The organism is Enterococcus sp. AMC1157 (genome assembly GCF_058216555.1).
Genome location: NZ_CM177099.1, coordinates 900,100 through 926,277, shown reverse-complemented (window position 1 = coordinate 926,277; position 26,178 = coordinate 900,100). Strand labels below are relative to the sequence as shown.

The window sequence follows — 26,178 nt, the reverse complement described above, 5'->3', positions numbered from 1 at the left end:
TGATGGGCTGGCTATGCCAGCTTGCCCAGACGATACCCATGGCGCAAGAGGCTCGTTGTCAAATCAACTAACTACTTTATTTAGTTCTTGTTCAAAACAAGACTGGGGTGTCGCATAGTTTAAAATCTTTCTGGGTAGTTGATTCATTTTATTGGCAATTTGCTCGATTTCCTTTCGATGATAGCTGTCCATACTTTCGCCTTTGGGAATATATCTACGAATGATGCCATTGTGATTCTCGTTCGTTCCACGTTCGCAAGAAGTATACGGATGGGTAAAATAAATTTCTGTCAATCCATTTAACGTTTCTGACAACTGAGCGAACTCCGAACCATTATCAGCTGTAATCGAACGAAATACAGCGGAAAAATTGTTCCCATATTCTTTAGCTAATCGGTTGATGGCATAACTGACAGAGTCTGCATCTTTGGCATCAAGCATACGAATGATTTCAAAACGTGTTTTTCGTTCCGTTAAAGTTAAGAGCACTGTTTCTGAACCATTCCGTTTACCAATGACTGTATCAATTTCAAAGTGACCAAATTCTTCACGTGTTTCAACACTTGTCGGTCGTTCTTCGATACTCTTTCCAAGAACTTTTCGATTTTTTACCTGCTTGGTTTGTGCTGGTTTACGTGTTGTTTTCATCAGTAAATCAATGTTTTTGATTTCAAGACGTTGCTTGTCAATATACTTATAGAGGGTGGTCGTACAAACCATTTCAGCTGGAGAAAAGAGTCGATGGACTCGTGCAAAACCAACCGTTGCATCTGGAGAATAGCCCTTTGTTTTAAACAGTTCGATAAAGTACGCCAAAAAGGTACGGACTTGAAAAATTTTTCTTTCCGATGGCATCGTTGTCGGTTGTTTCTATACCGATTTTGAGCAAATTCTGCATTATACTTGAAGAAATAATAACATTTCCCATTGATTTTTTTCACTTGTTTCAATTTCCCACGCTTCAACTCATTGTTAATTGTTTGAGGAACCACACCTAACCTTTTGGCAATTTGCCGATTGGATATTCCTTCGCTATGCCAAGCGGCAATTTTTCCACGTTCAATGGCTGTTAGGTGCTGACCTTTTAAACGAGTTGTGGTAGAATTTGAATACGTCATAGTGAAAATCTCCTTATTAGTTGGTGTTGGAACCCTAATAATACATGATTTTTCACTATGATGTTTTTTTATTTTTCAGGTGGCTAACTTGATTATAAAATTCGCGTTTTAAAACGAGATACTAAACTTCTACAATTAAAATTTTATGAGTTTTTTGGCCCCAAATAACTAACTCATCCAAAAATCATGTATAATTAATCACAAGATATAGAGTAATCTTTATATTAAAAGGAGATTTTGTATGAATGAAGTCATTAGGTTACAGTTAAATCATCGAAGTATTAGGAAATTTAAGCAAAAAGCAATTAGTCCAGAGATTATTTCAACTTTAGTGGATGTTGCTCAACAGACAGCCACGAGTAATTATGCCCAGTCTTATTCAATGATTAGCGTGACGGATTTGGATAAAAAACGAAAAATCGCAGAAATTGGGAAACAAGCTTATATTGCGGAAGCGGATCATTTATTTATCATGCTTTCTGATCAAGCGCGAAATGCGGCAATTGTTTCGGAATTAGAGGGAGATACGGAGGTGTTTTCTTCCTTTGATAAATTTTTTGTTGGAGCAACGGATGCGATTTTAGCGGCACAAAATGTGGTGATTGCTGCAGAGAGTTTGGGAATTGGGGCTGTTTTGTTGGGGAGTATTCTGAATCAAGTGGAAGAGTTAGTTGATTTGTTGGATCTTCCTGAATTGGTTGTGCCAGTATTAGGAATAGCTTTAGGTTATCCAGATCAAGAACCACAGTTGAAACCACGAATGCCCAAAGAATTAATACATTTTGAAAATGAGTATCCTGAATGGAAAAATATATCTGATCAATTAACAACGTATAATGAAACAGTGACGGAGTATTATAGTGCGAGGGAAACCAATCAACGTATTGATACTTTTGAGAAAATGATTGCTAACTGGAGTAGTTATACCCATCCTGGAAGGTTAAAGATGTTAGATTATATTAAGAATCAGGGGATGTCAAAATATTAATACGTGTTCAAAAGTGACTGTTTTGGCGATGGTCACTTTCTTTTTATCCAATTAGTTGCGTGTGCAACTAATTTTCTTTATACTAAATATATCAATTTTTTTAGGAGAAAATTATGGAATCAATTATACGTTCGATTAATCATGTTGCTCGACTAGCAACTTTGTATCGAGAAAAGGAATTAAAAAAATATGGACTGGGTCCGATGCATCACACCTATATTCTAAATATTTGTCGTAATCCAGGTATTAGTCAGGATGAATTGGCTAAGATTATTTTTGTTAACAAAAGCAATGTTGCTAGACAACTGGTTATTTTGGAAGACAGAGGATACGTATTTAGAAAGAGTAGTGAACAAGACGCGCGTAAAATGCTGATTTATCCCACAGAAAAGGCAACAGAAATGTTTGGGGTGATTAGTGATATTTTGTTGAAATGGAATGAGCAGGTATTAACTGGATTTTCTTTAGAGGAACAACAAAAATTGATTAAAAATTTGGAGAAATTAAAAGAAAACTCACAAAATTTATTAGAGAAAGAAGAGGATTAGACTTGAACTTATTGAAAAACTATTTACGTCCTTTTACCAAAAGGATGTCTGTAGGAGTCAGTATCAAATTTATTGGAACAATTATGGACTTATTACTTCCTTGGATTTTAGCCTTTATTATTGATAGCGTGATTCCTACTAAAAGTGTTCGGAATATCTTTTTATGGGGAGGCGTGATGATTATTTGTTCGATTTTTGCGGTCCTCACTAATATTATCGCCAATCGTATGGCTTCTAGCGTGGCTCGGGATTTGACTGGGAATGTCAGACATGATTTGTTTGCGAAAGTCTCTTATTTATCGATTCCTCAAATGGATAAGATTGGTGTACCGTCTTTGGTTGCACGATTAACGACGGATACATATAATATTCATCGAACCGTGGGTATGTTGCAACGGATTGGTATTCGTGCACCGATTTTGTTGTTAGGCGGTATCTTAATTACCACGACTTTGGACCCTATATTAACTTTGGTTTTAATTGGTGTCATGCCTTTTACTGTAATTGCTGCTATTAGTATTTCCAAAAAAGGGATTCCTTTGTTTACTAAATTGCAACAGCAAGTAGATGTGCTAGTCAGAACGGTCAGAGAAAATATTACGGGTGCTCGGGTAATTAAAGCTCTTTCAAAAGCCAGTTATGAAAAGGAACGTTTTAGAAAGGTCAATGAGAAGGTTGTCGATGCTGAATTAAAAGCGAATCGAACGATGGCAGCTACACCACCTTTAATGGATTTATTTTTAAATACAGGATTAACTTTAGTGATTGTGGTTAGTGCCTTTCGTGTCAATGCAGGGCTGACTCAACCAGGGGTGATTATTGCCTTTTTGTCTTACTTTACAATCATTCTAAATGCAATGTTGAGTATCACTCGTATTTTTGTAATTATTTCGCGAGGAGTGGCTTCTGCAGATCGAATTGACGAAGTGTTAGCTTTATCAGAAGATATGCAAATTTTGGATCTTCCGATTCAAAAAGAAGAGGCCCATGTTGTTTTTGATCATGTCTCTTTCCATTACCCAACTGGAGGAAGAGTCGTTGAGGATATCAATTTTTCTCTTAAGGAAGGGGAGACATTGGGAATTATCGGTGCCACCGGAAGTGGAAAATCAACGATTGTTAAATTGTTGCTACGGCTCTATGATGCTCAGACGGGTCAGATCCGAATTAATGGTAGAGATATTCGCTCAATTGATTCAACGAAACTTCATCAGTTATTTGGTATTGTTTTACAAAGAGATTTTTTATTTGCGGATACGGTGAGAGAGAATATTGATTTCGGGCGAGAATTTTCAGAAGAAGAGATTGATGAAGCCGCTTCGAGAGCTCAGGCAAAAGAATTTATCGATCAGTTACCGGAACGTTTAGCTTATGAACTTCATACTAAAGGCAGTAATCTTAGTGGGGGCCAAAAGCAAAGGGTCTTACTTTCCCGTGCTTTAGCTGGTGAACCTGAAATTTTAGTCTTAGATGATTCTGCAAGTGCCTTAGACTATAAAACGGATGCTAATTTAAGGCAAGTGTTAAGAGATCAGTTCCAAATAACGACGACGATTTTAATTGCTCAACGGATTAGTTCGATTCAGCATGCAGATAAAATCTTAGTTTTGGAAAACGGTCGAATCAGTGGTTTAGGCAATCACGACTATTTACTCGAAAATAATCAGACGTATCAGGCGATTTATCAAGCACAAACAGGAGGTGAACAACTTGCAGAATAGAAAAGTAGCTGAAAAACCGAAGAATCGTTTAAAAACTTTACGTCGTTTGTGGCAGTATTTATATAAATCAAAATGGCTTTTGTTTTTAGCGGCATTTTTAATAATTGCTAGTAACTTTTTCTCCTTAGTAGGACCGCTTTTATCTGGTTTTGCTATTGATGCCATTCAACCAGGAGAAGGTAGAGTAGATTTTAGCACGGTTTTTTATTACTGTGGCTTGATGCTCGCATTTTATCTGAGTGCCTCGGTATTAAGTTATTTGATTTCATTATTAATGATTCGTTTAAGTCAAAAAGTTGTTCAAGCTATGCGTAAAGATATTTTTGATAAGATTACCGAATTACCTGTAGGCTTTTTTGACCGTGTTCAAACAGGGGATATTATCAGTCGAATCAGCTATGATGTGGATACAATTAATACGTCATTGGCGAGTGATACGATTCAAATTCTAAGTAGTTTGATTACGATTGTGGGTTCTTTTACCATGATGTTACTTATTTCACCGACCTTAGTCTTAGTTTTTGTTGTAACAGTTCCAGCCTCGATTTTTTTGACCCGCTATTTAATGGGAAAATTTCAACCTTTATTCAGTCGACGTTCTAGAAAACTAGGCGAATTAAATGGTTTTGTGGAAGAAATTATCTCTGGCCAACAAACGATAAAAATTTATAATCAAGAAGAACCAATTATTGAACGTTTTGATGAAAAAAACCACGAGGCGGTAGATGCCTACTATCAAGCAGAATATTATGGAAGTATGACGGGACCTTCTATCAACTTTATCAATAATATTTCTCTATCCTTAATCAGCGTTTTTGGTGCCTTACTATTTTTATTTGGACAAATGACCTTAGGGAATGTCTCTTCCTTTGTACTATATTCTCGAAGATTTTCAGGACCTATCAATGAATTGGCGAATATTTTTAGTGAATTACAGTCTGCCTTGGCAGCGGCTGAACGAATTTTTCGATTGTTAGACGAACCATCGGAAGTGGCGGATATTGAAGATGCGTTTGAGTTTACTGAGGTTTCTGGATTTGTGGAATTGACGGATGTTAGTTTTGGTTATCAAAAAGATCGCCCAATCATTCAAGACTTTAATTTAAAAGTAGCACCGGGAGAATTAGTGGCAATTGTAGGTCCAACAGGTGCTGGAAAAACCACGATTGTTAATCTTTTGATGCGTTTTTATGATGTAGATAGTGGCACAATCAAATTGGATGGTCATGATATCAGAAAAGCGACTAGAAAAAGTTTACGACAAAGTTACGCAATGGTATTACAAGATACTTGGTTGTTTACAGGCTCTATTTTTGAAAATTTGGCTTATGGAAATGAGAATGCCACACTAGAAGATGTACAGAATGCCGCTAAAGCTGCCCATATTCATGAATTTATTATGAGGTTGTCAGATGGTTACGATACCGTAATTTCTGAGGATGGTGGAGGAATTTCTCAAGGACAAAAACAATTGTTGACGATTGCTCGTGCGATGTTGTTAGATGCTGATTTATTAATTTTAGATGAAGCCACTTCAAACGTTGACACGCAAACAGAGGTTTTAATTCAGGAGGCTATGACTCGTTTGATGAAAGGAAAAACTTCTTTTGTAATTGCCCATCGCTTATCGACTATTCGTCATGCAGATGTCATTCTGGTCATTCAAAATGGGAATATTGCTGAACAAGGAACTCATGAAGAATTGCTGCTAAAACGAGGTGTTTATGCAGACTTGTACCAAGCACAATTTGATCAATAAAATCTTTAAATAAAAAATATCCGAACAAGATCGAATGATTTTCCTTAATTCTAATTAGACTTTCAATGTAGTCCAACTAGAGATTAGGAGTCGCCTCTTGCTCGGATATTTTTATTGAGTTAAAAAGTTAAACTATTTAGGATTGATGCCTAAAGTAATTCGACCAAAGCGGCTAATGCGAGTCATTTTCCAAGCAGGTGACCAAACAATTTTGACTTCAACTTCTTTAATTTCATCAATTTCTTCTAGTCCCTCTTTAATTTGTTGTGGAACGGCTTCAATACATTCGCAACCAATACCGGTAAAGGTAATGACAATTTCACAAAAACCTTGATCGTCTAAATTGATTTCATAAATAAAACCTAAATTATAAATATCTAAGCCAATCTCTGGGTCATAAATTGTTTGTAATTTTTCAATAAGTTGCTCGCTAATTGCGGCAGCTTGTGGATTTATTTTAATATCTTCTCGCATAATGTTTCTGTCCTTTCACTATTAAAAATCAAGTTCTTGTCTATTTTTCCACGAAATTTGATTTTTGGCAAGAAAATTATTTTAGGTTTCTTTCATCTAATTGCTAGAAAAATCTAATAATTCTGTTAAAATGACATATGAGGAAGTTTTTACTCGAAAGGAGTTTTTAAAATGACGGATAAACCTAAAGATATTCGAATTCGAAGTAATGCATATGATAGCGTGGTAAAATCACCAAACCGTGCGATGTTAAGAGCAACGGGAATGGGGGATGAGGAATTCAAAAAACCAATTATTGGTGTTATTAGTACTTGGGCAGAAAATACCCCTTGTAATATTCACCTACACGATTTAGGAAGATTAGCGAGAGAAGGCGTAATTACTGCAGGTGGATGGCCAGTGCAATTCGGTACAATTACCGTTGCGGATGGGATTGCGATGGGAACTCCAGGCATGCGTTATTCTTTACCTTCTCGTGATATTATTGCCGACTCTGTGGAAACAGCAATCGGTGGTCATAACTGTGATGCTTTTGTGGCAATTGGTGGTTGTGATAAAAATATGCCAGGATGTATGATTGCAATTGCGAATACAGAAATCCCGTCAATTTTTGTTTATGGTGGAACTATTGCGCCAGGAAAATTAGATGGAAAAGATATTGATTTGGTTTCAGTTTTTGAAGCGATTGGAAAATGGAATCATAATGATATGACCGAAGAAGAAGTACGTCGAATTGAATGTAATGCCTGTCCTGGACCTGGAGGTTGTGGAGGAATGTACACGGCCAACACGATGGCATCTGCCATTGAAGCAATGGGTATGAGTTTGCCAGGATCATCTTCTCATCCAGCGATTACAGAAGAAAAATTGCGCGATGTTGAAGCTGCAGGTGAAGCAGTCTTAAATCTATTAGAAAAACGAATTTTTCCAAAAGATATTATGACTCGTAAAGCCTTTGAAAATGCTATTACAGTTGTTATGGCTTTAGGTGGTTCAACTAATGCGATTTTACATTTAATGGCAATGGCTCATGCAGCGAATGTTGATTTAACTCTGGATGACTTTAATGATTTCCAAGAAAAAGTACCACATTTAGCAGATTTGAAACCAAGTGGTCAGTATGTCTTCCAAGATCTATATGAAGTAGGTGGCGTACCAGCTGTCATGAAATATTTGTATGAAAATGGCTTTATTCATGGTGATTGCTTGACTGTTACTGGTAAAACAATTGCAGAAAACTTGGCAGATGTTCCTTCATTAAAAGAAGGTCAAAAAGTAATCATGCCTTTAGAAAATCCAAAACGTAAAGATGGTCCATTGATTGTTTTACGAGGCAATTTAGCTCCTGATGGTGCAGTAGCCAAAGTATCTGGTGTAAAAGTGCGTCGTCATGAAGGTCCTGCGAAAGTATTTAACACAGAAGAAGAAGCGATTAACGCCGTTTTAGCCGATGAAATTGTGGATGGCGACGTTGTTGTTGTTCGTTATGTAGGTCCAAAAGGTGGACCAGGAATGCCAGAAATGTTGTCTCTTTCAAGTATGATTGTTGGAAAAGGGCAAGGAGAAACAGTTGCCTTACTAACAGACGGACGTTTTTCTGGTGGTACTTATGGACTAGTTGTTGGACACATTGCGCCAGAAGCCCAAGACGGTGGCCCAATCTCCTTGTTACAAACAGGAGACACTGTTGTGGTGGACCAAGATACCAAAGAACTTACTATGAAGGTGTCTGACGAAGAATTAGCTCGTAGACAAGCAGAAGTAGTAATTCCACCATTGCTTTCTCGTGGTGCACTTGGGAAGTATGCCCATATTGTTTCTAGCTCATCCAAAGGTGCGATTACCGATTTTTGGAAAAAAGAAGAGTAGAAATCTGTTGATTTGAACTAATAATAATGTATGAAGCTAACGTGAATCTTGCGTTAGCTTTTTTTAGATAAATAGCGTAAAAAAAGAAGACGAAACAGCAAACTGTCTCATCTTCTAAAAAACTATCTAACCTCTTAAATCATCTAAAAATTCAGTTTTAGAAATTGTTTTATCATCTTTTGTTTTGATGACTCTTGCAGGAGAACCAGCAACAACTGTATTTGCAGGCACATCTTCTGTAACAACGGAACCTGCGGCAACAACCGCACCTTCACCGACACGAACGCCTTCTAAAACAACAGCATTGGCACCAATTAATACGTTGTCTTCAATGATAACGGGACTTGCTGAAGGTGGTTCTAGAACACCGGCCAAGACGGCACCCGCTCCGATATGCGCGCGTTTTCCAACAGTCGCTCTGGCACCAAGAATAGCACCCATGTCAATCATGGTTTCTTCGCCAATAACGGCACCGATATTAATGACCGCACCCATCATGATTACCGCATTTTTTTGAATAATTGCTTGATCACGGATAAAAGCACCAGGTTCGATACGAGCATCTACTTTTGTAATATCCAAAAGAGGAACGGCAGAGTTTCTACGATCATTTTCTAAATAATAATCATCAATGACATCCTTGTGTTCATTTAAAAAAGCTATAATTTCTTCTGTATCACCAATCACAACATTCCCAAAAATTTTCACTTTATCACTGGAAATATTCGATAGATCGCCGTTAATATAGGCTTTCACAGGAGTCTGTTTGGTCGCATCTTTAATGTATTTTGCTAACTGATACGGATCTGAAAACTGTAAATCTGACATTGACATTCCTCTTTCTAGTTTATTTTTTGGTTAAAAATAAGTATGTCAAAAATGCTAACATTTTTATTTTTAAATTTATCAAACTGCAAAAAAATATGGAAATCCAGACATTTTTTGTAGCATAATGAAATTATATACTATACTATTTGGATATATCAAAGTTTTTTTACTGAAAAGCTTGAATTTTATGAGGAAGAAAGAAGTGACTTTTAATGAAAATATCATCTGAAGTGTTCGGATTGTTAGATAATGTAACAAAATATCGTAGAGAATTGCACCAAATTCCTGAGTTAGGACTGGAAGAATTTCAAACGGCTCAGTATATTAGAGAAAAATTAAGCTCTTTTGGAGTGAAAGAAATTTATCCTTTTATTGAAACTGGAACGGTGGCAGTTTTTCAAGGAGAAAAACCGGGTAAAACATTAGGCTTTAGAACAGACATCGATGCTTTACCAGTGACCGAAGAAACAGGGTTGGATTTTGCTTCTAAAACACTAGGTAAAATGCATGCGTGTGGTCATGATGGTCATATGGCAACCATGTTAGGTTTTGCGAAATATTTAAGTGAACATCCAGAAGTGATTCGTGGAAAGATTGTTTTAATTTTCCAACCAGCTGAAGAAGGTCCTGGTGGCGCTCAGTTGATGATTGATGCAGGCTTAATTCAACAATTTGAAATTGAACAAATTGTTGGATTACATGTTTTTCCTGATTTTCCAGAAGGTGTAATTGCTTGTCGCCCAGGAGCGATGATGGCTCGTAATGGTGAAGTGACGATTCTAGTGAAAGGTAAAGGTTCTCATGGTGCCCAACCACATCAAGGGGCGGATGCTATTTTAGCCGCCTCAGCGATTATTCAAGGTTTGCATAGTATTATTTCTAGAAATATCAGCCCTATGGAAAATGCAGTTTTGACTTTCGGAAAAATTACTGGTGGAGAAGCGATGAATATTATTGCCAGCAATGTCAATATTTCAGGCACAATGCGCGCTTTTGACGATAGTGTTTATGATACATTGACGGAAAGAATCACACTACTTGCGACAGAAATTGCTAAAGGTTACGGATGTGAAGCCGAAGTTATTTTTAATCATATGTATCGCGTTGTGGACAATAATCCTGAAATGGTCCTAGCTTTGGAAAAAATTGCTGATAAAGCTTATCTAGAAACACCTCCTTATATGTTAGCAGAGGATTTTTCGATGTTTCAACAAGTGGTTCCCGGTATGTTTTTCTTTGTAGGGACACGCAATGAAGAAAAGGGCTACACTTATCCATTACACAACAATAAAATGCAGTTCGATGAGAAGAATCTTTTGGGTGGGATTGAATGTTACATTCAACTGATAGAGGCTTTAAATGAGTCGTCAACCGATTAAACTAAGTGAGGTAAAGTAAATGAAAATCCCTTTTTATAAAATGCAAGGAACAGGTAATGATTTTATTGTCTTAAACAATATGGAATTAAAACTATCTGGCGAAGAATTGTCTGATTTGGCAAAAAGAGTTTGCCAACATCGAATTTCAGTTGGATCAGATGCTGTAATGGCAGTTGATTTTCCAGAAAATCAAGGAGACTTTCGCATGAGATTTTATAATGCGGACGGAACAGAAGCAGAAATGTGTGGAAATGGCGCGCGATGTATTGCTCGTTACGCTTATGAAAATGGTATTGCCAAAGAACAGATGGTGATTGAAACTTTAGCTGGAGACGTTGCTGCTTGGCGTCTAGATGAAAGATTATATAAAGTTCAATTAAATCAACCAACCACAGTTGAACTAGATGGTGAGTTTTCGGATGCACCAGAATTAACGGTAGACTATGTTGAATTAGGTAATCCTGGTATCCCACATTTAGTTGTGCACTACCCAAATTTAGAGGAAACGGATTTAGCATCTATTCGTAATTTGGCAAAAGCCTTGCGTTTCTGGGATAAATTACCAAAAGGTGCCAATGTCAATTTTTACGATATTAAAAATAATGAAATCGTTGTGCGTACTTTTGAACGAGGCGTAGAAGACTTCACCTTAGCTTGTGGAACAGGCTCTGGATCAACTGCGTATATATTGCACCAACGAAACTTAATTAAAGACAATCCTGTTAGTCTTCACGTTTTAGGTGGTATCTTGAAAGTAGAAGTCTTAGCCGAAGAACTAAACCTAATTGGTGATACCAATATCGTCATCGAAGGCTACATCCGCGATGAAGATTATACCCTATAAAAATCTCTCCAATTTTTCAATCATTGATGGAATATTATTTAGAATGGACGTTTTAGAATCCACTCCACAAAGAAGTCTGCTCTTGTCGACCGTGGGACCAACTAGAGCCAGTAGTCTCCAGTCTGCCAAGCTTCAAACTGTAACTAATCGCATAAGCGCTAAGTTACAGTAGTTCACATTGGCTCCTCTTTCACGGTGACGGCGAAGCTTTCGGTGTTTCGTTATGCTAGCTAGATGTCAAAAAAATTTATATGTTTAGTGATGCAGAGAAAATAATTACAGGAATAAGTATAATAAATCATACCCGTCGATCAATTTTTAGCGTAACGAAGAGATAGGATTGCGTTGTCGCTACGACAAGAATTCAATGTGAACCAGGCACAGTTGCCAATTGATTGATTACTGTGACTGTGAAGCTTGAAAGCTCCAAGACTACAGGCTTGGAGTGGTTCCGAGCTGACCTAAGCAAGACTCTCTCGCAGCGAAGCGTCAATTCTGCTGTAAATAGTAACGTAAAATTTGAAATATTCTGACTTTTTAGACAAAAAGGTTTGACATTCTTTTAGGAGTAGAGTAATATTCTGTTTAAATATTAAGCAAACAAAAGAAGAGTAACTTTTTCAATACTTTCCAGGGAGCTGACGGTTGGTGGAAGTCAGTAAGTTAGAATTAGTGAATGGGCTTTTGGGCTGAAACATTGAAAGCGAAGTAGGTGTTTCCGGGTACTCCCGTTACAGAGAAAGATCGTTGATGGACGATTGATAGAGATAATTAGAAAAAGTTCTATTTAGACTACTCTAATTAAAATGAGGTGGCACCGTGAGATACTCGCCCTCAGATTCGTATTTACGAGTCTGAGGGCTTTTTTTATTTTCCATCAAAACCTTTAGAAAAAGAAAGGAACAAGAAAATGAAAATTATTCGACAACTACAAGGAGATTATTTAACGCCTGTATCGATTTTTTTACGCATTCAAGAAGAAAAGAAATTTTTATTAGAAAGTAATTCTCGTGAAGGAGAAGAAGGCGCAAGATATTCAATTATTGCCATTGATCCTGCAAAAGAAATCCGTTATCAAGAGGGCATTTTTTCAGTCAATCACCAACAATTTTCTTGTGATGATCCGCTGAAAGAATTTGAAAAACATATTATCCATGAAGAAGAATTGATTCCAGAAATTCCTTTTCAGGGCGGGGCAATTGGTTACGTTGGTTACGATGTTGCAGCATGTTATGAGGATATTGGAGAAATTCCTAAAGATGAATTGAATGTTCCAGATATTTATTTTTATGTCTTTGAACTATTTGTCGTTTATGATCATCGCACGGAAACTGTTTCGATTGTTCATTCAAATGCTTACAGTCAGCAAACAGAAGTTGAATTAGAAGCCAGAGTATCGAAAATTATTGCCTACCTGCAAACACCTTCTCCTAATGAATTAATCGAGAAAAAAACAGTCGAGCTGGAATATGAAAGTAATGTTAGCCAAGAAGAATTTGAAAATCGAGTAAGAAAAGCCAAAGAGTTGATTCGTGAGGGAGATTTGTTTCAAATTGTTTTATCCCAAAGGTTAAAGGCGAAATTAACTTTAGATTCGTTTGAGTATTATCGCTATTTACGCTTATCGAATCCTTCTTCTTATATGTACTATTTACATTTTGGTGAAATGCAAGTGATCGGTTGTTCACCAGAAAGTTTAGTCAGTGTCAAAAATGGTGTAGTCACAACCAATCCGATTGCTGGAACCAGAAGACGAGGAGAAACAATTGAAGAAGATGTAGCTTTAGCGGAAGAATTACTTGCAGATGAAAAAGAACGGGCAGAACACATGATGTTGATTGACTTAGGTCGTAACGACATTGGTCAGATTGCTAAGAAAGGCAGTGTTCGATTACCGATCTATATGATGATTGAGAAGTATCGTTATGTCATGCATATTGTTTCTTTGGTTACAGGAGAGTTAAAAGAAGGACTCACACCAATGGATGCTTTAAAAGCTACTTTGCCAGCAGGTACGGTAAGTGGGGCACCAAAAATTAGAGCAATGAAACGAATTTACGAATTAGAGCCAGTTAAAAGGGGTTTATACGCCGGAGCAGTTGGTTATTATTCAATGGACAACCAAGTGGATTTTGCAATTGCCATTCGAACAATGTTAATAAAAGATGGTTTTGCCTATATTCAAGCGGGTGCAGGGATTGTAGCCGACTCTGATCCAGAATCTGAATATTTTGAGACGTTACAAAAAGCCAAAGCTCTTTTGGAGGTGGGAAAATGATTTTACTTGTAGATAATTATGATTCATTTACTTATAATTTGGCACATCAATTTCCAGAAGAATTGATTGTTTTACGAAATGATCATCCTGACTTGATGGAAACTGCTGAGAAAGCTTCGGCGATTGTTTTTTCACCTGGTCCAGGTAGACCTAGTGAAGCGGGTTTGATGGAAGAAATTATTGAACGGTATTACCAAGAAAAGCCAATGCTAGGAATTTGTTTGGGGCATCAAGCAATCGGTGAAGTTTTTGGTGGAAAGATTAGTATTGCTTCAAAAGTCATGCATGGAAAAGTTTCACAATTAGTGCATCAACAAGAAGGTCTTTTTCAAGAAGTCAGTGGCAATACAGCAATTATGCGTTACCACTCATTAATTATAGAACCGGAAACTTTACCAGATAGCTTTGATATTTATGGTTATGCTGACGATGAAATTATGGCTATTAAACATCAAGATTTTCCGATTTTTGGTTTACAATTTCATCCTGAATCAATCGGAACAATCGAGGGTCAAAAGATGATTGATGCCTTTTTAGAAGTAGTGGAGGAAAATGAATGAAAGACATTTTTGAAAAACTATATCAAGCCAAGCATTTAACACAAGAAGAAATGACTCAATTAGCCGAGCTTATGTTTTCAGGGAATTTGAAAGAAACGCAAATTGCGGCAGCTTTAATTGCTTTAAAAATGAATGGAATCACCTCGATTGAAATGGCAGCTATTGCTCAAGTGATGCAACAAAATGCAGTGAAAATTGCGAACGCACCGCTGAATGCCATGGATAATTGTGGTACGGGTGGCGATCATTCAAATAGTTTTAACATCAGTACAACGGCGGCTTTTGTACTGGCTGCTGGAGGTATTCCAATGGCTAAGCATGGCAATCGCAGTATTTCTAGTCAATCAGGTAGTGCGGATGTTTTAGAGGTGTTGGGAATTCAGTTAAGCACTTCCCCAGAGCAAATTGCTCACCAATTAAATGAAATTGGGATTGCGTTCTTATTCGCTCAAGCCATGCATCCATCCATGCGTTTTGTCAGTAGTGTACGTAGCGATTTAGCAACACCAACGATTTTAAATCTAATTGGTCCTTTGACCAATCCGGTTTCCTTAGAAACACAATTAATGGGAACTTTTGCTGGTCATCTACTAAATGAAACTGCGGAAACCTTAGGAAAACTAGGTAGAAAAAGAGCAGTGGTGGTTCACGGAGCATTTGGCATGGATGAGGCCAATCTAACGGGAGAAACCCGCTTTGCGCTTTTAGAAAAAGGAAGCGTTCAAGAATATTGTTTATCACCTGCAGATGTTGGCTTGAAAGAATATCCTTTAGAAGCAATTGTTGGCGGCGATGCTAAATACAATGCGGATATTTTAGTTTCAGTATTGGAAAATCAGTCTTCTGCTTTCTTAGATACAATTTTATTAAATGCTGGTTTGGGATTTTTCGCCAATGGGAAAGTGTCATCGATTCCAGAAGGGGTAGAGCTAGCCAGACAAATTATTGCTTCGGGAGCAGCTCGTGACAAATTGACTCAGCTAGTAGCTCAACAAAAAGCATGACAAGCAAAAAGAAGGAGTAGTCGAATGGATTTCTTAGAGAAAATTTTAATTGAAAAAAGAAAAGAAGTAGAGGAACTTCCTGATGATACGCGTAAAAATCTAGAAAAAAGCTTACCTTTTTTTCAGAAAGTAAAAGACCAACCGGAGAAATTGCATGTCATCGGCGAAATCAAACGGGCTTCTCCCTCAAAAGGAGAAATTAATAGTCAAGTAGATATCATCGCTCAAGCCAAAGCGTATCAAGAAGCAGGTGTTTCTGCGATTTCTGTTTTAACAGATGAAGTTTTTTTCAAAGGCAATATCACTGATTTAGAACAAATTGCCAAGGAAGTGTCTGTTCCAGTTTTATGCAAAGATTTTATTATTAGTGAAAAACAATTGGTTCGGGCTAAAAATGCCGGCGCGAGTATCGTGTTATTGATTGTTGCAGCTTTGCCTTTTGAAAAATTAGCCAGTTTGCATCAACAAGCATTAGGTTTGGATCTTGAAGTATTGGTAGAAACTCATAATGCAGAAGAAATGGAAAAAGCAAAACAAATAGGAGCTAAGGTGATTGGTGTCAATAACCGGAACCTTAAAACCTTTCAAGTCGATATTCAAACCAGTTTAGATTTAGCGCAAAAGGACGATCAAAGGATATATATTAGTGAATCAGGTTTTGTCACTGGAGAAGATGCAGCTCGTGTGGCAAAGGACTATCAGGTGATTTTGGTGGGAGAAACACTGATGCGATCTGGAAATCCAGTGGAAAAAATTAAAGAGTTACGAGTGGCACGAAAATGACCAAAGTAAAAATTTGTGGTTTGATAGATCAACAAATGGTTGAGGAAGTGGCTAAATTGCAACCTGATTTTATCGGCTTTGTGTTTGCTAAAAGTAAGCGAGAAGTGACGCCAGAAAAGGTCTATCAAATGACTAAAAATCTTCCTTCCGAAATCAAAAAAGTTGGCGTTTTTGTTTCTCCCACAAAAGAACAAATTCAAAAAGCTGTTGAGATTGCTGGGATTGATTTCATTCAAGTTCATGGAGAATTTCCCAAATTTAACCTACCTAGACCCTCTATTCAAGCAAAGAGTGTTAAAGGGAGTATTAATTATCAAACCACTGCTGATTTTCTGTTATTAGATGCGCCACCAAAAAAATATTATGGTGGGAATGGAGAAACCTTTGCTTGGCAGGAAGTGGAAGTAGCGCGTTTGCCCAAGGAAAAACTTTTTATCGCAGGTGGTTTGACCCCTGAAAAAGTCAAAGAAGCATTAGCTTATTTTCAACCTTATGCAGTAGATGTTTCTAGCGGTGTGGAAACTGATGGTAAAAAAGATTTAACGAAAATTCGACAATTTATTCATCAAGTAAAGGAGTTTGACTATGTATCAACAACCAAATAATAAAGGCTTCTACGGTGATTTTGGTGGACAATTTGTTCCCGAAACTTTGATGTATGCAGTCAAAGAACTAACACTAATTTATGAAGCAGCCAAAAAAGATCCAGAATTTCAAGAAACACTTGATTACTATTTGAAGCAATACGTAGGAAGAGAAACGCCTTTGTATTTTGCTGAAAACTTAACTAAGCATTTAAATGGTGCGAAAATTTATTTAAAAAGAGAAGACCTAAATCATACTGGTGCTCATAAAATTAACAATGCGATCGGTCAAGTCTTATTAGCTAAACGAATGGGTAAAAATAAGATTGTAGCTGAAACAGGAGCTGGGCAACACGGTGTTGCCACTGCTACTGCTGCGGCATTGTTCGGCATGGAATGTATTATTTTCATGGGAGAGGTTGATGTGAAGCGACAAGAACTAAATGTGTTTCGCATGGAATTGCTAGGTGCCAAAGTGGTGAGCGTGACTTCTGGTAGTCGAACGTTAAAAGATGCGGTTAATGAAGCTTTAAGATATTGGGTAGCAACAGTTGAAGATACCCATTATGTTTTGGGTTCAGCACTGGGTCCTCATCCATTTCCTGAAATTGTTCGTGACTTTCAAAGTGTCATAGGCAATGAAGCAAAAGAACAGTTTTTAGCTGTCGAAGGACAATTACCTGAAGTTGCCTTAGCTTGTGTGGGTGGCGGAAGTAATTCGATTGGACTGTTCCATCCATTTATTAATGATCCTGTAAAATTAATCGGGGTAGAAGCTGCTGGAAGAGGTTTGGATACGGAAGAACATGCCGCATCCATCACTAAAGGTGAAGTCGGTGTTTTACACGGCAGTAAGATGCACTTATTACAGGATGATGACGGTCAAGTTTTAGAAGCTTTTTCAATTTCAGCCGGTTTAGACTACCCAGGAATTGGTCCAGAGCATTCTCATCTATATACTTCTGGTAGAGCTGAATATAAAACAATCACGGATGAAGAAGCCTTGGAAGCCTTCCACTTATTGTCACGGACAGAAGGCATTATTCCTGCACTAGAAAGTTCTCATGCGATTGCCTATGCCATGAAACTAGCGCCTGAGATGGCAAAAGAAGAAAGTATCTTAATTTGTCTTTCAGGTCGAGGAGATAAAGACGTTCAGCAAGTCAAAGAAATGGGGGATAAAGCATGAAGTCATTAACAAAAGTCTTACAACAACAAAAAGATCAAGACAAAAAGTTGTTTATTCCTTATATTATGGCTGGAGCGAAGGGGTTAGATCGATTGGAAGAAGAAGTCATTATGTTAGCAGAAAATGGTGCGAACGCAATTGAGCTTGGTGTACCGTTTTCTGATCCTGTAGCGGATGGACCAGTTATCCAAGAAGCAGGTATTCTTTCTCGAAAAGCAGGCACTACTTTGAAAAAAATTGTGACGGTTTTACAAGAAATTCATTCACCAGTACCTTTGATTTTGATGGGTTATGCAAATTCATTCTTTCATTATGGGATAGAAAAATTAGTAGAAGATTTGAGTAAAACGGATGTTAAAGGTGTAATTATTCCTGATTTACCCTACGAACATCGTGAGTTATTTATGGATTCTGCTAAAGAGAGCGACATTGCTTTTATTCAACTTGTCACTTTAACTAGTTCTCCAGAACGAATTACTGAATTAGTGACAGAAGCAGAAGGATTCATTTATGCAGTAACCATTAATGGAACCACCGGCATTAATCGCCAATACCAAGACAAATTATATGATCATTTACAGCAAATCACCAAAGTAAGTCCAATTCCTGTCTTAGCAGGTTTCGGAGTATCTACTTCAGAACACGTACAAACTTTTAACCAATATTGCGATGGCGTAGTCATTGGAAGCTTAATTGTTAAAAGCCTAAATGACAAAGGGGTTTCTCAGACAGGAGAGTTACTTCAAGAGTTATTTAAAGGTTGATTATTAAGGGCATAATTGTTTTAAACTTACATGACATCTATCCCAAAAAAATGTGTCCATTCACAGTTATTTTTTAGTCCGTTCGCTACACTACACAACGAAGACTGCTTTTGTCGACTGTGGGACCAACTTGAGCCTGTAGTCTCCAGTCTGTTAAGCTTCAAACTGTCACTAATCGCTGCGTTAAGTGACAGTACCAAGTAGGTATTTTTCATCATCTACTCTGTTTTGCTACGCAAGCCAATCGTAGTGATTCAAAACAATTCACATTGACTCCTTTTCACGGTGACAGCGCAGTCTTCGTTGTTCCGTTACGCTAGACCTAAATAGATGTCAAAATTTCTGTAGGTTAAATAGATGATTACGTACAGAATAATTACAGAAGTGTGTTCAATAGGTAACGTCAGTCGCTCAACCTTCAGCATAACGAAGAGCGAGGCTGACCTAAGCAAGCCTCGCTCACTGTGAAGCGTCGAGTTTGCTGTGGATAGTAAAGAAAAACTAAAACAGACAAAAATTATGTTTCTTTTACTTAACATTCATCAAATTTTCATGTACAATGATAAAAACTAATTTTCATTTTAATATCATTTTCAGAGTAGTATAAGGTTTTGTATTTTTTATTTGTATGGAAAATAAAAAATATTCAGAAAACTTGTTGACATTTAATTTGAATAACGTTATATTGTAAAAAATCAATAAATTCAAAGAGATTTTTTTTATTCGTAGGGAGACGATTCATATGCACAACACACAACACTTATTAGTCATTTTATTAAGTAATTGGACTTAGAACACGGCAAAAAAACCGGTTGTTTGAGTCCTATTTGTGTTAATGAATGGGATTCTTACGAAAGAGCATCCCATTCTATTATTAGAAGGATGCTCTTTTTTTCAGAGAAAATCGAATGAAGTAACTATTGATATGCTAAGGTAAGCAAGGAGTGACACCATGGAAAGTGATCGAAACAAAAAAATAAGGGATAATGTACTAGCCAAAACGTTACTGTACACAACCGATCGAGTCAGAAAAATTCAACATAGGATTCAATTGTTTCGTACAAGCTGTGCAAATAGTGACTTAGCAGTTGGTCACCTTTCATCAGCAGTTAATGTTGTTCCATTAGCACTCGTTCAAGAGAATGATAATAGAGGGGCAAATTTACCAAATCGTTTCTTGAATGTGGAATTATTAAAGAAAGAAAAACGTTATTCTGTAGTTGCATTTAAAGCAAAAATTGGTTGGTTAGCACGTTATACCGCATTAGTCACGTCTACTCGTACAGATAGAGTTATGCGGATACCAGAAGACTAGGGGGAAGATCGATGAAGGAAAAAGAACAGACGAAAACCACTCAAAAGTTGTCAGGCTCACGAATACTTTTAAAATGTTTGAAGAAACATGGAGTCGAATTAGTCTTTGGTTATCCTGGAGGAGCAGTATTACCTTTATACGATGCTTTATATGATGGGGAAATTCCTAATATTTTAACTCGTCATGAACAAGGCGCTGTTCACGCAGCAGAGGGTTACGCAAAAGCTACTGGAAAACCGGGAATCGTAATTGTAACAAGTGGACCGGGAGCAACAAATGTCGTAACAGGTATTGCAGATGCAATGGGGGATTCAGTACCGTTAGTTGTTTTCACCGGACAAGTTGCTACGCCGGGAATTGGTAAAGATGCTTTCCAGGAAGCGGATATTTTAGGAATTACTTTACCGATTACGAAACATAATTATCAAGTACGTGACGTCAATGAATTAGAAAAAATCATTGATGAAGCCTTTCATATTGCAACAACTGGACGTAAAGGTCCTGTCGTAATTGATTTACCAAAAGATATTTCAATTATTGAAGGAAATTATACGAACCGAACAAAACCAGTGAATCTGGTAAGTTATCAACCGACAACTGTCCCTTCACAACTTCAAATTAATCGTTTGATGGAACAGTTAAAAAAAGCCAAAAAACCACTTGTCTTAGTTGGAGCAGGGGTGACAGCAGCAAAAGCTTCAGAAGAACTAAAAGCCTTTGTTGAAAAGTATCAGTTACCAACGGTTAATACATTATTAGGTTTAGGTACTTTACCAGCCGATTCTCCTTATTTCTTAGGTATGGGGGGAATGCACGGTAGCTTTGCTTCAAATATGGCTTTAGCTGAGTGTGATTTGTTAATAAATATTGGTAGTCGTTTTGATGACCGATTAGCGACTTGTCCGACTCAATTTGCAACAGGAGCAGTCATTGCGCATATTGATATCGACCCAGCTGAGATTGGTAAGATTATTTCAACCGATATTCCAATTGTAGGGGATGCTAAAAAAGCATTAGACAAAATGCTCACTTACAAAGAATTTGAAACAGATCATCAAGAGTGGGTAGAATTATGTTTTGAACGGAAGAAAAACTATCCATTTACTTTCGACCGAACAAACTCTGAGGAAATTAAACCTCAACGTGTTATTGAGAAAGTGGGAGAGATTACTAAAGGTCAAGCTTTTGTATCTACTGATGTCGGTCAGCATCAAATGTGGGTGGCACAGTATTATCCCTTTAATTTCCCGAATCAATTAATTACCAGTGGTGGTTTGGGAACAATGGGTTATGGTATACCAGCAGGGATTGGCGCACAGTTTGCTTATCCTGATAAACCAGTCGTTGTATTTGTAGGAGACGGTGGTTTCCAAATGACGAACCAAGAATTTGCTATTCTGAATGAAAATCAGTTAAACGTAAAATTTGTACTCATTAACAATGGTTCGTTAGGAATGGTTCGTCAATGGCAAGAAAGATTCCACAACGAACGTCGATCCGCTTCGGTCTTTAGTGGGCAACCTGACTTTGTTAAACTTTCTGAAGCTTATGGCGTCGATGCCGTTCGTATTTCAGATCCGACAACATTGGATAGTGAATTAGAAGCTGCTTTTGAGAATAAAGGACCAATGTTGATTGAAGTGATTGTTTCTAATTCTGAGCATGTAATGCCGATGGTTCCAGCTGGAACTCCGAATGATCAAATGATAGGGGTGGAATAGCATGAGACGAATTTTAATGGCGATGGTTTATAACAAATCAGGTGTCTTAAGTCGAATTACAAGTATTTTGAATCGTAGGCAAGTAAATATTGACAGCATATCTGTTGGGGCAGTGGAATCTGAACTTTCTCGCATGACAATTGTTATCAATGCTGACTCGCTTTCAGAAATTGAACAAGTAACAAAACAACTGAATAAGCAAATTGAAGTTGTAAAAGTTTCAGATATTACTGAAGATCCACATATTGAAAGGGAGTTGGCTTTAATTAAAGTCAGCGCACCTCCTGTCACTCGCTCTGAGATTCAAGCAGTTATTGCACCGTTTAGAGCAGACATTGTGGACGTTGCACAAAAAACAATCGTAGTACAAGTCGTTGGTACCCATGACAAAGTCGATGCATTTATCGATGTTTTACGTCCATATGGAATTAAACAACTAGCAAGAACCGGTGTAACCGGACTAAAAAGAGGTTAATCGCATTCAATTGCTTTTAATATATAGAAAAAAATAAATCGAGTAACTTTGGAGGGAAAATTTTTATGGTAAAAGTTTATTATGATGACGCAGTCGTTGAAAATGCACTAGAAGGAAAAACAATCGCAGTGGTGGGTTATGGTTCTCAAGGACATGCTCATGCACAAAATTTAAGAGATAATGGCCACCAAGTTATCATCGGTATTCGTGAAGGAAAATCAGCAGAAGCTGCCCGTGAAGATGGCTTTGACGTGTTTGAAGTGAACGAAGCTGCTAAACAAGCAGAAGTAATCATGATTTTAGCTCCGGATGAAATTCAAGGAAAATTATATGAAAATGAAATTGCACCTAACTTAGAAGCAGGTAACTCATTAGTATTTGCTCATGGTTTTAATATTCATTTTGACGTTATTACACCACCAGCAGACGTGGATGTATTCTTAGTAGCACCAAAAGGCCCAGGACACTTAGTTCGTCGTACTTTTGCAGACGGTTTTGCCGTACCAGCATTGTTTGCTGTCTATCAAGATGCAACTGGTAAAGCAAAAGAAACAGCTCTTTCATATGCTAAAGGTATCGGTGCAACTCGTGTTGGTGTATTGGAAACAACTTTCAAAGAAGAAACTGAAACAGATTTGTTCGGTGAACAAGCTGTTCTATGTGGTGGATTAACAAGCTTAATCGAAGCTGGTTTTGAAACATTAACTGAAGCTGGTTACCAACCAGAATTAGCTTACTTCGAAGTTTGTCATGAAATGAAATTAATCATCGACTTGATTTATGAAGGTGGCTTTGCGAAAATGCGTCACTCTATCTCAAACACAGCAGAATATGGTGATTACGTTTCTGGTCCACGAGTTATTACTGATGTTGCAAAAGCAAATATGAAAGAAGTTCTAACAGATATTCAAAATGGAACTTTTGCCAATAACTTTGTTAAAGATAACGAAAATGGTTTCCCAGAATTCAAGAGAATGCGTGAAGAACGCGCTGGACATCCAATCGAATCAGTGGGTGCTGAATTAAGAAAAATGATGCCATTTGTAAAAACAATCGACTAAGACGTAGGAGTGAGTAATTTGGGGTTAGTAACAAGAAATGATGTCGAACAAGCATACCAGCTACTCAAATCAGCTGTTGCTCATACACCATTACAATATGATCGTTATTTGTCAGAAAAATATCAAGCGACCATTCTTTTGAAAAGAGAAGATTTACAAAAGGTTCGCTCTTTCAAACTCAGAGGTGCTTATTATGCGATTAAGCAACGCTCGAAAGAAGAGTTAGCCAATGGTGTGGTTTGCGCTAGTGCGGGAAATCATGCACAAGGTGTTGCCTACACTTGTCGGGAAATAGATGTTCAAGCAGTCATCTTTATGCCGAGTACCACGCCACAACAAAAAGTCTCTCAAGTGGCTTTCTTTGGAGGAGACAATGTCACCATTGAACTTGTTGGAGATACGTTTGACGCTTCGGCAAAAGCAGCTAAAGCTTATGCAAGTTCTAAAGGGATGGCATTCATCGATCCTTTTGATGATCCATCAATTATCGCCGGTCAAGGAACCTTGGCTGTTGAAATGATGAAGGATGCACAAGAAGAAAGCTATCAACCAGATTATATCTTTGCCGCGATTGGTGGTGGAGGTTTAATCAGTGGTGTCAGTGCGTATGCCAAAGAAGTTAGTCCAATCACTCAGATTATTGGGGTGGAACCAGCAGGCGCTCCTTCTATGCAAAAGGCGTTTGACAATGATGGCCCAATTGCTTTGGAGCAATTAGACAAGTTTGTGGATGGAGCGGCTGTTAGAGAAGTCGGACAAATCACTTATCAACATGCAAAGAAATTTGTAGATCGGTTATTGACTGTAGATGAGGGATTAATTTGTTCAACTATTTTAGAACTCTACAGCAAACAAGCAATTGTTGCTGAACCAGCAGGTGCTTTGAGTGTCGCAGCTTTAGAGTCAATGAAAGAAGAGATAAAAGGCAAAACGGTGATCTGTATCATCAGTGGTGGGAATAATGATATTAATCGTATGGCTGAGATTGAAGAACGTTCATTAATTTATGAAGGCTTGATGAATTATTTTGTTATTAACTTCCCTCAACGTCCTGGGGCTTTGAAAGAATTTGTTAGTGAGGTCTTGGGTCCAAATGATGATATTACTCGTTTTGAATATACGAAAAAAATTAATCGAGGATCAGGTCCAGTTGTTTTAGGAGTCTTGTCAAAATCTACGATAGATGTACCAAGTCTTTTTGAACGCATTAAAAAATTTGATCCAAGTTATATCAACCTTAGTGAAAATCAATCTTTATTCACTTTATTGGTCTAAGTTAAGAAGTACAAATGAACCAAATCGTCCGAACTATCAAGAGCTAAAACTGCTCAAGATAGTTCGGATTTTTTTATCCAAGATTTCCAAATTCTGAAATTGTAAAGCGTGCTGAAACTTCCAAAACAAAGTTCCGAAAGTACCAGTGTTAAGGGAGATCGGCACGAGCCTCTTTTCAGAGTCTCTTAGCCTGCTGACGTTCAAACTCTGACTAAGTACGGGAGTTATACCCGCACTAAGTCAGAGTAATTCATTCAGCTCTTAAACCCATGACACTGGTATTTCTCCGTTTGTTCTTGCAGTTTCTACTTTTTTCAAAAAAACTTTATCTAAACTGGAAATTCATTTGGGAGAAAAGATAGGCATCACGAGTTAAAGATGAGGATGAATTACGCTGTGTTGAAAGTAGTGAACTTCTACTTTCTTACATTGCGTTTGAATGCCGAAAGATTTGAGACTCCATGAAGGAGGCTCAGATCGGTCTCTCGAAATGCCTATTCTTTTTGGACAGATGAATTGGAAGTTGAACTGTTAAGTCGATTATTCAATGAAAAAACGTGATATAATGAGGATAGTAGTGTGGAGGTGGAGAAAATGCAACTGGACTATTCAAAAAAAGAAAATACAGCACAAATTATCTATGGCGAAACTTTATCCAGTAGTATCAATGCTGAATTATTTAAAAATAAACATATTATCATTTTGACTAACCAGCGATACTATGATCGTTTTTTTGAAAAAATTCATTGTGTTTTTGCTCCACAAACCATCGATTGGTATATTTGTAGTAATTTATTGTATGGAAATCATTTACAAGAATTTATGGATGTGTTGCATTTTTTAGGTAAGTTTTCGCCAACCAAAGAATTTCTATTTGTCGCTTTTGGTAGTGAAGGTGTGATTCAATTGACCGGTTTTTTACAAAAAACAACGGTTCTCTCGGGAACATTTTGGGTATTGCCAACTTCTTTACAAGCCTATGCTGCCGCATTAGTGGAAGAACGTTATATCTATAAACGTCCGACTGAAATTCTTTTAAAGGAATTAAACCTTCCAGAAAAAATATTTCTTGATCAAACGATTATTGCTGGTCAATCAGAAGGGAAATTAGTTGATTTACAAGTTTTTATCCGTACAGGTTTAGTATGTAGTTATCCTTTTTTGAGAAAAATTTTTAAAAGTTTTTCCACGAAAAAACAGTTGCAAGCCACTTCATTTATGGCTTTTGTAGAAGAATTGACAGATTTTTATCGTGCCTCATCAAAAGAAATTGAAGGTTATGGAAAAGTTTTTGAAGAAGCCTTTTACTTAACCGAAAATGGACACATGCTTTCAGAAAACATGAAACGTTTTTTAGGAATGCTATTACACTTAGTTTGGAACTTACAAATCATTGAATCGACATTTCATATTAAAAATTTCTTGATTTGGCTCAAGTATTTAGGATTCCCTGTCTATTTTCCAGAACAAATTTCAAAAGCTGAATATTTAGAAAATGTTTTGATCTTACAAAATAAGTATCCAGATTTGGTCATTTTATCAGAAATTGGTACAATAGGAAGTACACAAAAAATATCCGAAAAAGAGCTTTTACAAGCTATGGAGACATATCAACAAATAATTTTAGAGATTGAAGGGTAA

Annotated in this window: 22 protein-coding genes, 1 pseudogene and 1 other annotated feature; of the genes and pseudogenes, 20 read left to right on the top strand and 3 right to left on the bottom strand. The window is 37.2% G+C overall.

Annotated elements, in window-relative coordinates; genetic code table 11:
* Nucleotides 1-63: 63 nt before the first annotated feature.
* A pseudogene (locus AC4BBX_RS04445) lies at nucleotides 64-1,118 on the bottom strand (IS30 family transposase).
* Nucleotides 1,119-1,359: 241 nt separating this feature from the next.
* Between AC4BBX_RS04445 and AC4BBX_RS04440 the strand changes: the two are divergent.
* From AC4BBX_RS04440 to AC4BBX_RS04425, 4 genes are all read left to right on the top strand, one after another.
* Complete coding sequence (locus AC4BBX_RS04440) at nucleotides 1,360-2,106, top strand: NADPH-dependent oxidoreductase (RefSeq protein WP_490455260.1); 747 nt, start codon at nucleotides 1,360-1,362, stop codon at nucleotides 2,104-2,106.
* A gap of 113 nt (nucleotides 2,107-2,219) precedes the next feature.
* On the top strand, nucleotides 2,220-2,654 hold the full coding sequence (locus AC4BBX_RS04435) for a MarR family winged helix-turn-helix transcriptional regulator (RefSeq protein ID WP_490455259.1): 435 nt from the start codon (nucleotides 2,220-2,222) through the stop codon (nucleotides 2,652-2,654).
* A gap of 2 nt (nucleotides 2,655-2,656) precedes the next feature.
* A complete protein-coding gene (locus AC4BBX_RS04430; RefSeq protein WP_490455258.1) occupies nucleotides 2,657-4,375 on the top strand; it encodes an ABC transporter ATP-binding protein in 1,719 nt (572 codons plus the stop codon).
* A complete protein-coding gene (locus tag AC4BBX_RS04425; RefSeq protein WP_490455257.1) occupies nucleotides 4,365-6,134 on the top strand; it encodes an ABC transporter ATP-binding protein in 1,770 nt (589 codons plus the stop codon). Before AC4BBX_RS04430 ends, AC4BBX_RS04425 begins: the two co-directional genes overlap by 11 nt.
* Before the next feature lie 132 nt (nucleotides 6,135-6,266).
* Here AC4BBX_RS04425 and AC4BBX_RS04420 read toward each other — a convergent pair whose 3' ends face one another.
* On the bottom strand, nucleotides 6,267-6,608 hold the full coding sequence (locus AC4BBX_RS04420) for a metal-sulfur cluster assembly factor (RefSeq protein WP_490455256.1): 342 nt from the start codon (nucleotides 6,606-6,608) through the stop codon (nucleotides 6,267-6,269).
* A 171-nt stretch (nucleotides 6,609-6,779) separates the two neighbouring features.
* On the opposite strand from AC4BBX_RS04420, the gene ilvD reads away from it, so the two are divergent.
* Nucleotides 6,780-8,477 (top strand): dihydroxy-acid dehydratase, encoded by a 1,698-nt coding sequence (gene ilvD, locus AC4BBX_RS04415; protein WP_490455255.1) that lies wholly within the window; start codon nucleotides 6,780-6,782, stop codon nucleotides 8,475-8,477.
* 126 nt (nucleotides 8,478-8,603) lie between these two features.
* On the opposite strand, the gene dapD is transcribed toward ilvD, so the two are convergent.
* On the bottom strand, nucleotides 8,604-9,305 hold the full coding sequence (dapD, locus tag AC4BBX_RS04410; RefSeq protein ID WP_490455254.1) for a 2,3,4,5-tetrahydropyridine-2,6-dicarboxylate N-acetyltransferase: 702 nt from the start codon (nucleotides 9,303-9,305) through the stop codon (nucleotides 8,604-8,606).
* A 212-nt stretch (nucleotides 9,306-9,517) separates the two neighbouring features.
* On the opposite strand from dapD, the gene AC4BBX_RS04405 reads away from it, so the two are divergent.
* From AC4BBX_RS04405 to AC4BBX_RS04335, 15 genes are all read left to right on the top strand, one after another.
* Nucleotides 9,518-10,684 (top strand): M20 metallopeptidase family protein, encoded by a 1,167-nt coding sequence (locus AC4BBX_RS04405; RefSeq protein WP_490455253.1) that lies wholly within the window; start codon nucleotides 9,518-9,520, stop codon nucleotides 10,682-10,684.
* A 19-nt stretch (nucleotides 10,685-10,703) separates the two neighbouring features.
* The gene (dapF, locus tag AC4BBX_RS04400; protein WP_490455252.1) at nucleotides 10,704-11,528 is read left to right on the top strand and encodes a diaminopimelate epimerase; all 825 of its coding nucleotides are present in this window, start codon (nucleotides 10,704-10,706) and stop codon (nucleotides 11,526-11,528) included.
* A gap of 590 nt (nucleotides 11,529-12,118) precedes the next feature.
* Nucleotides 12,119-12,367 (top strand) — a binding site (T-box leader).
* Nucleotides 12,368-12,438: 71 nt separating this feature from the next.
* Entirely contained in the window at nucleotides 12,439-13,806 is a 1,368-nt protein-coding gene (gene trpE, locus AC4BBX_RS04395; protein WP_490455251.1) for an anthranilate synthase component I, read from the top strand.
* Nucleotides 13,803-14,366 (top strand): anthranilate synthase component II, encoded by a 564-nt coding sequence (locus tag AC4BBX_RS04390; protein ID WP_490455250.1) that lies wholly within the window; start codon nucleotides 13,803-13,805, stop codon nucleotides 14,364-14,366. The genes trpE and AC4BBX_RS04390 overlap by 4 nt, the downstream gene beginning before the upstream one ends.
* A complete protein-coding gene (gene trpD, locus AC4BBX_RS04385; RefSeq protein WP_490455249.1) occupies nucleotides 14,363-15,370 on the top strand; it encodes an anthranilate phosphoribosyltransferase in 1,008 nt (335 codons plus the stop codon). Before AC4BBX_RS04390 ends, trpD begins: the two co-directional genes overlap by 4 nt.
* A 24-nt stretch (nucleotides 15,371-15,394) precedes the next feature.
* Nucleotides 15,395-16,153, top strand: coding sequence for an indole-3-glycerol phosphate synthase TrpC (trpC, locus tag AC4BBX_RS04380; protein ID WP_490455248.1), 759 nt, complete (start codon nucleotides 15,395-15,397; stop codon nucleotides 16,151-16,153).
* Nucleotides 16,150-16,758 (top strand): phosphoribosylanthranilate isomerase, encoded by a 609-nt coding sequence (locus tag AC4BBX_RS04375; RefSeq protein WP_490455247.1) that lies wholly within the window; start codon nucleotides 16,150-16,152, stop codon nucleotides 16,756-16,758. The genes trpC and AC4BBX_RS04375 overlap by 4 nt, the downstream gene beginning before the upstream one ends.
* Nucleotides 16,739-17,926, top strand: a complete 1,188-nt coding sequence (trpB, locus tag AC4BBX_RS04370; protein ID WP_490455246.1) for a tryptophan synthase subunit beta — start codon at nucleotides 16,739-16,741, stop codon at nucleotides 17,924-17,926. Before AC4BBX_RS04375 ends, trpB begins: the two co-directional genes overlap by 20 nt.
* Entirely contained in the window at nucleotides 17,923-18,690 is a 768-nt protein-coding gene (gene trpA, locus AC4BBX_RS04365) for a tryptophan synthase subunit alpha (protein ID WP_490455245.1), read from the top strand. Before trpB ends, trpA begins: the two co-directional genes overlap by 4 nt.
* Before the next feature lie 952 nt (nucleotides 18,691-19,642).
* A complete protein-coding gene (locus AC4BBX_RS04360) occupies nucleotides 19,643-20,005 on the top strand; it encodes a hypothetical protein (RefSeq protein ID WP_490455244.1) in 363 nt (120 codons plus the stop codon).
* A gap of 11 nt (nucleotides 20,006-20,016) precedes the next feature.
* Nucleotides 20,017-21,726, top strand: a complete 1,710-nt coding sequence (gene ilvB, locus AC4BBX_RS04355; RefSeq protein WP_490455243.1) for a biosynthetic-type acetolactate synthase large subunit — start codon at nucleotides 20,017-20,019, stop codon at nucleotides 21,724-21,726.
* A 1-nt stretch (nucleotide 21,727) separates the two neighbouring features.
* A complete protein-coding gene (gene ilvN, locus AC4BBX_RS04350) occupies nucleotides 21,728-22,201 on the top strand; it encodes an acetolactate synthase small subunit (protein WP_490455242.1) in 474 nt (157 codons plus the stop codon).
* Nucleotides 22,202-22,266: 65 nt separating this feature from the next.
* Entirely contained in the window at nucleotides 22,267-23,262 is a 996-nt protein-coding gene (ilvC, locus tag AC4BBX_RS04345) for a ketol-acid reductoisomerase (RefSeq protein ID WP_490455241.1), read from the top strand.
* Between the two features lie 18 nt (nucleotides 23,263-23,280).
* Complete coding sequence (gene ilvA, locus AC4BBX_RS04340) at nucleotides 23,281-24,537, top strand: threonine ammonia-lyase IlvA (RefSeq protein WP_490455240.1); 1,257 nt, start codon at nucleotides 23,281-23,283, stop codon at nucleotides 24,535-24,537.
* A 594-nt stretch (nucleotides 24,538-25,131) separates the two neighbouring features.
* The gene (locus AC4BBX_RS04335; RefSeq protein ID WP_490455239.1) at nucleotides 25,132-26,178 is read left to right on the top strand and encodes a hypothetical protein; all 1,047 of its coding nucleotides are present in this window, start codon (nucleotides 25,132-25,134) and stop codon (nucleotides 26,176-26,178) included.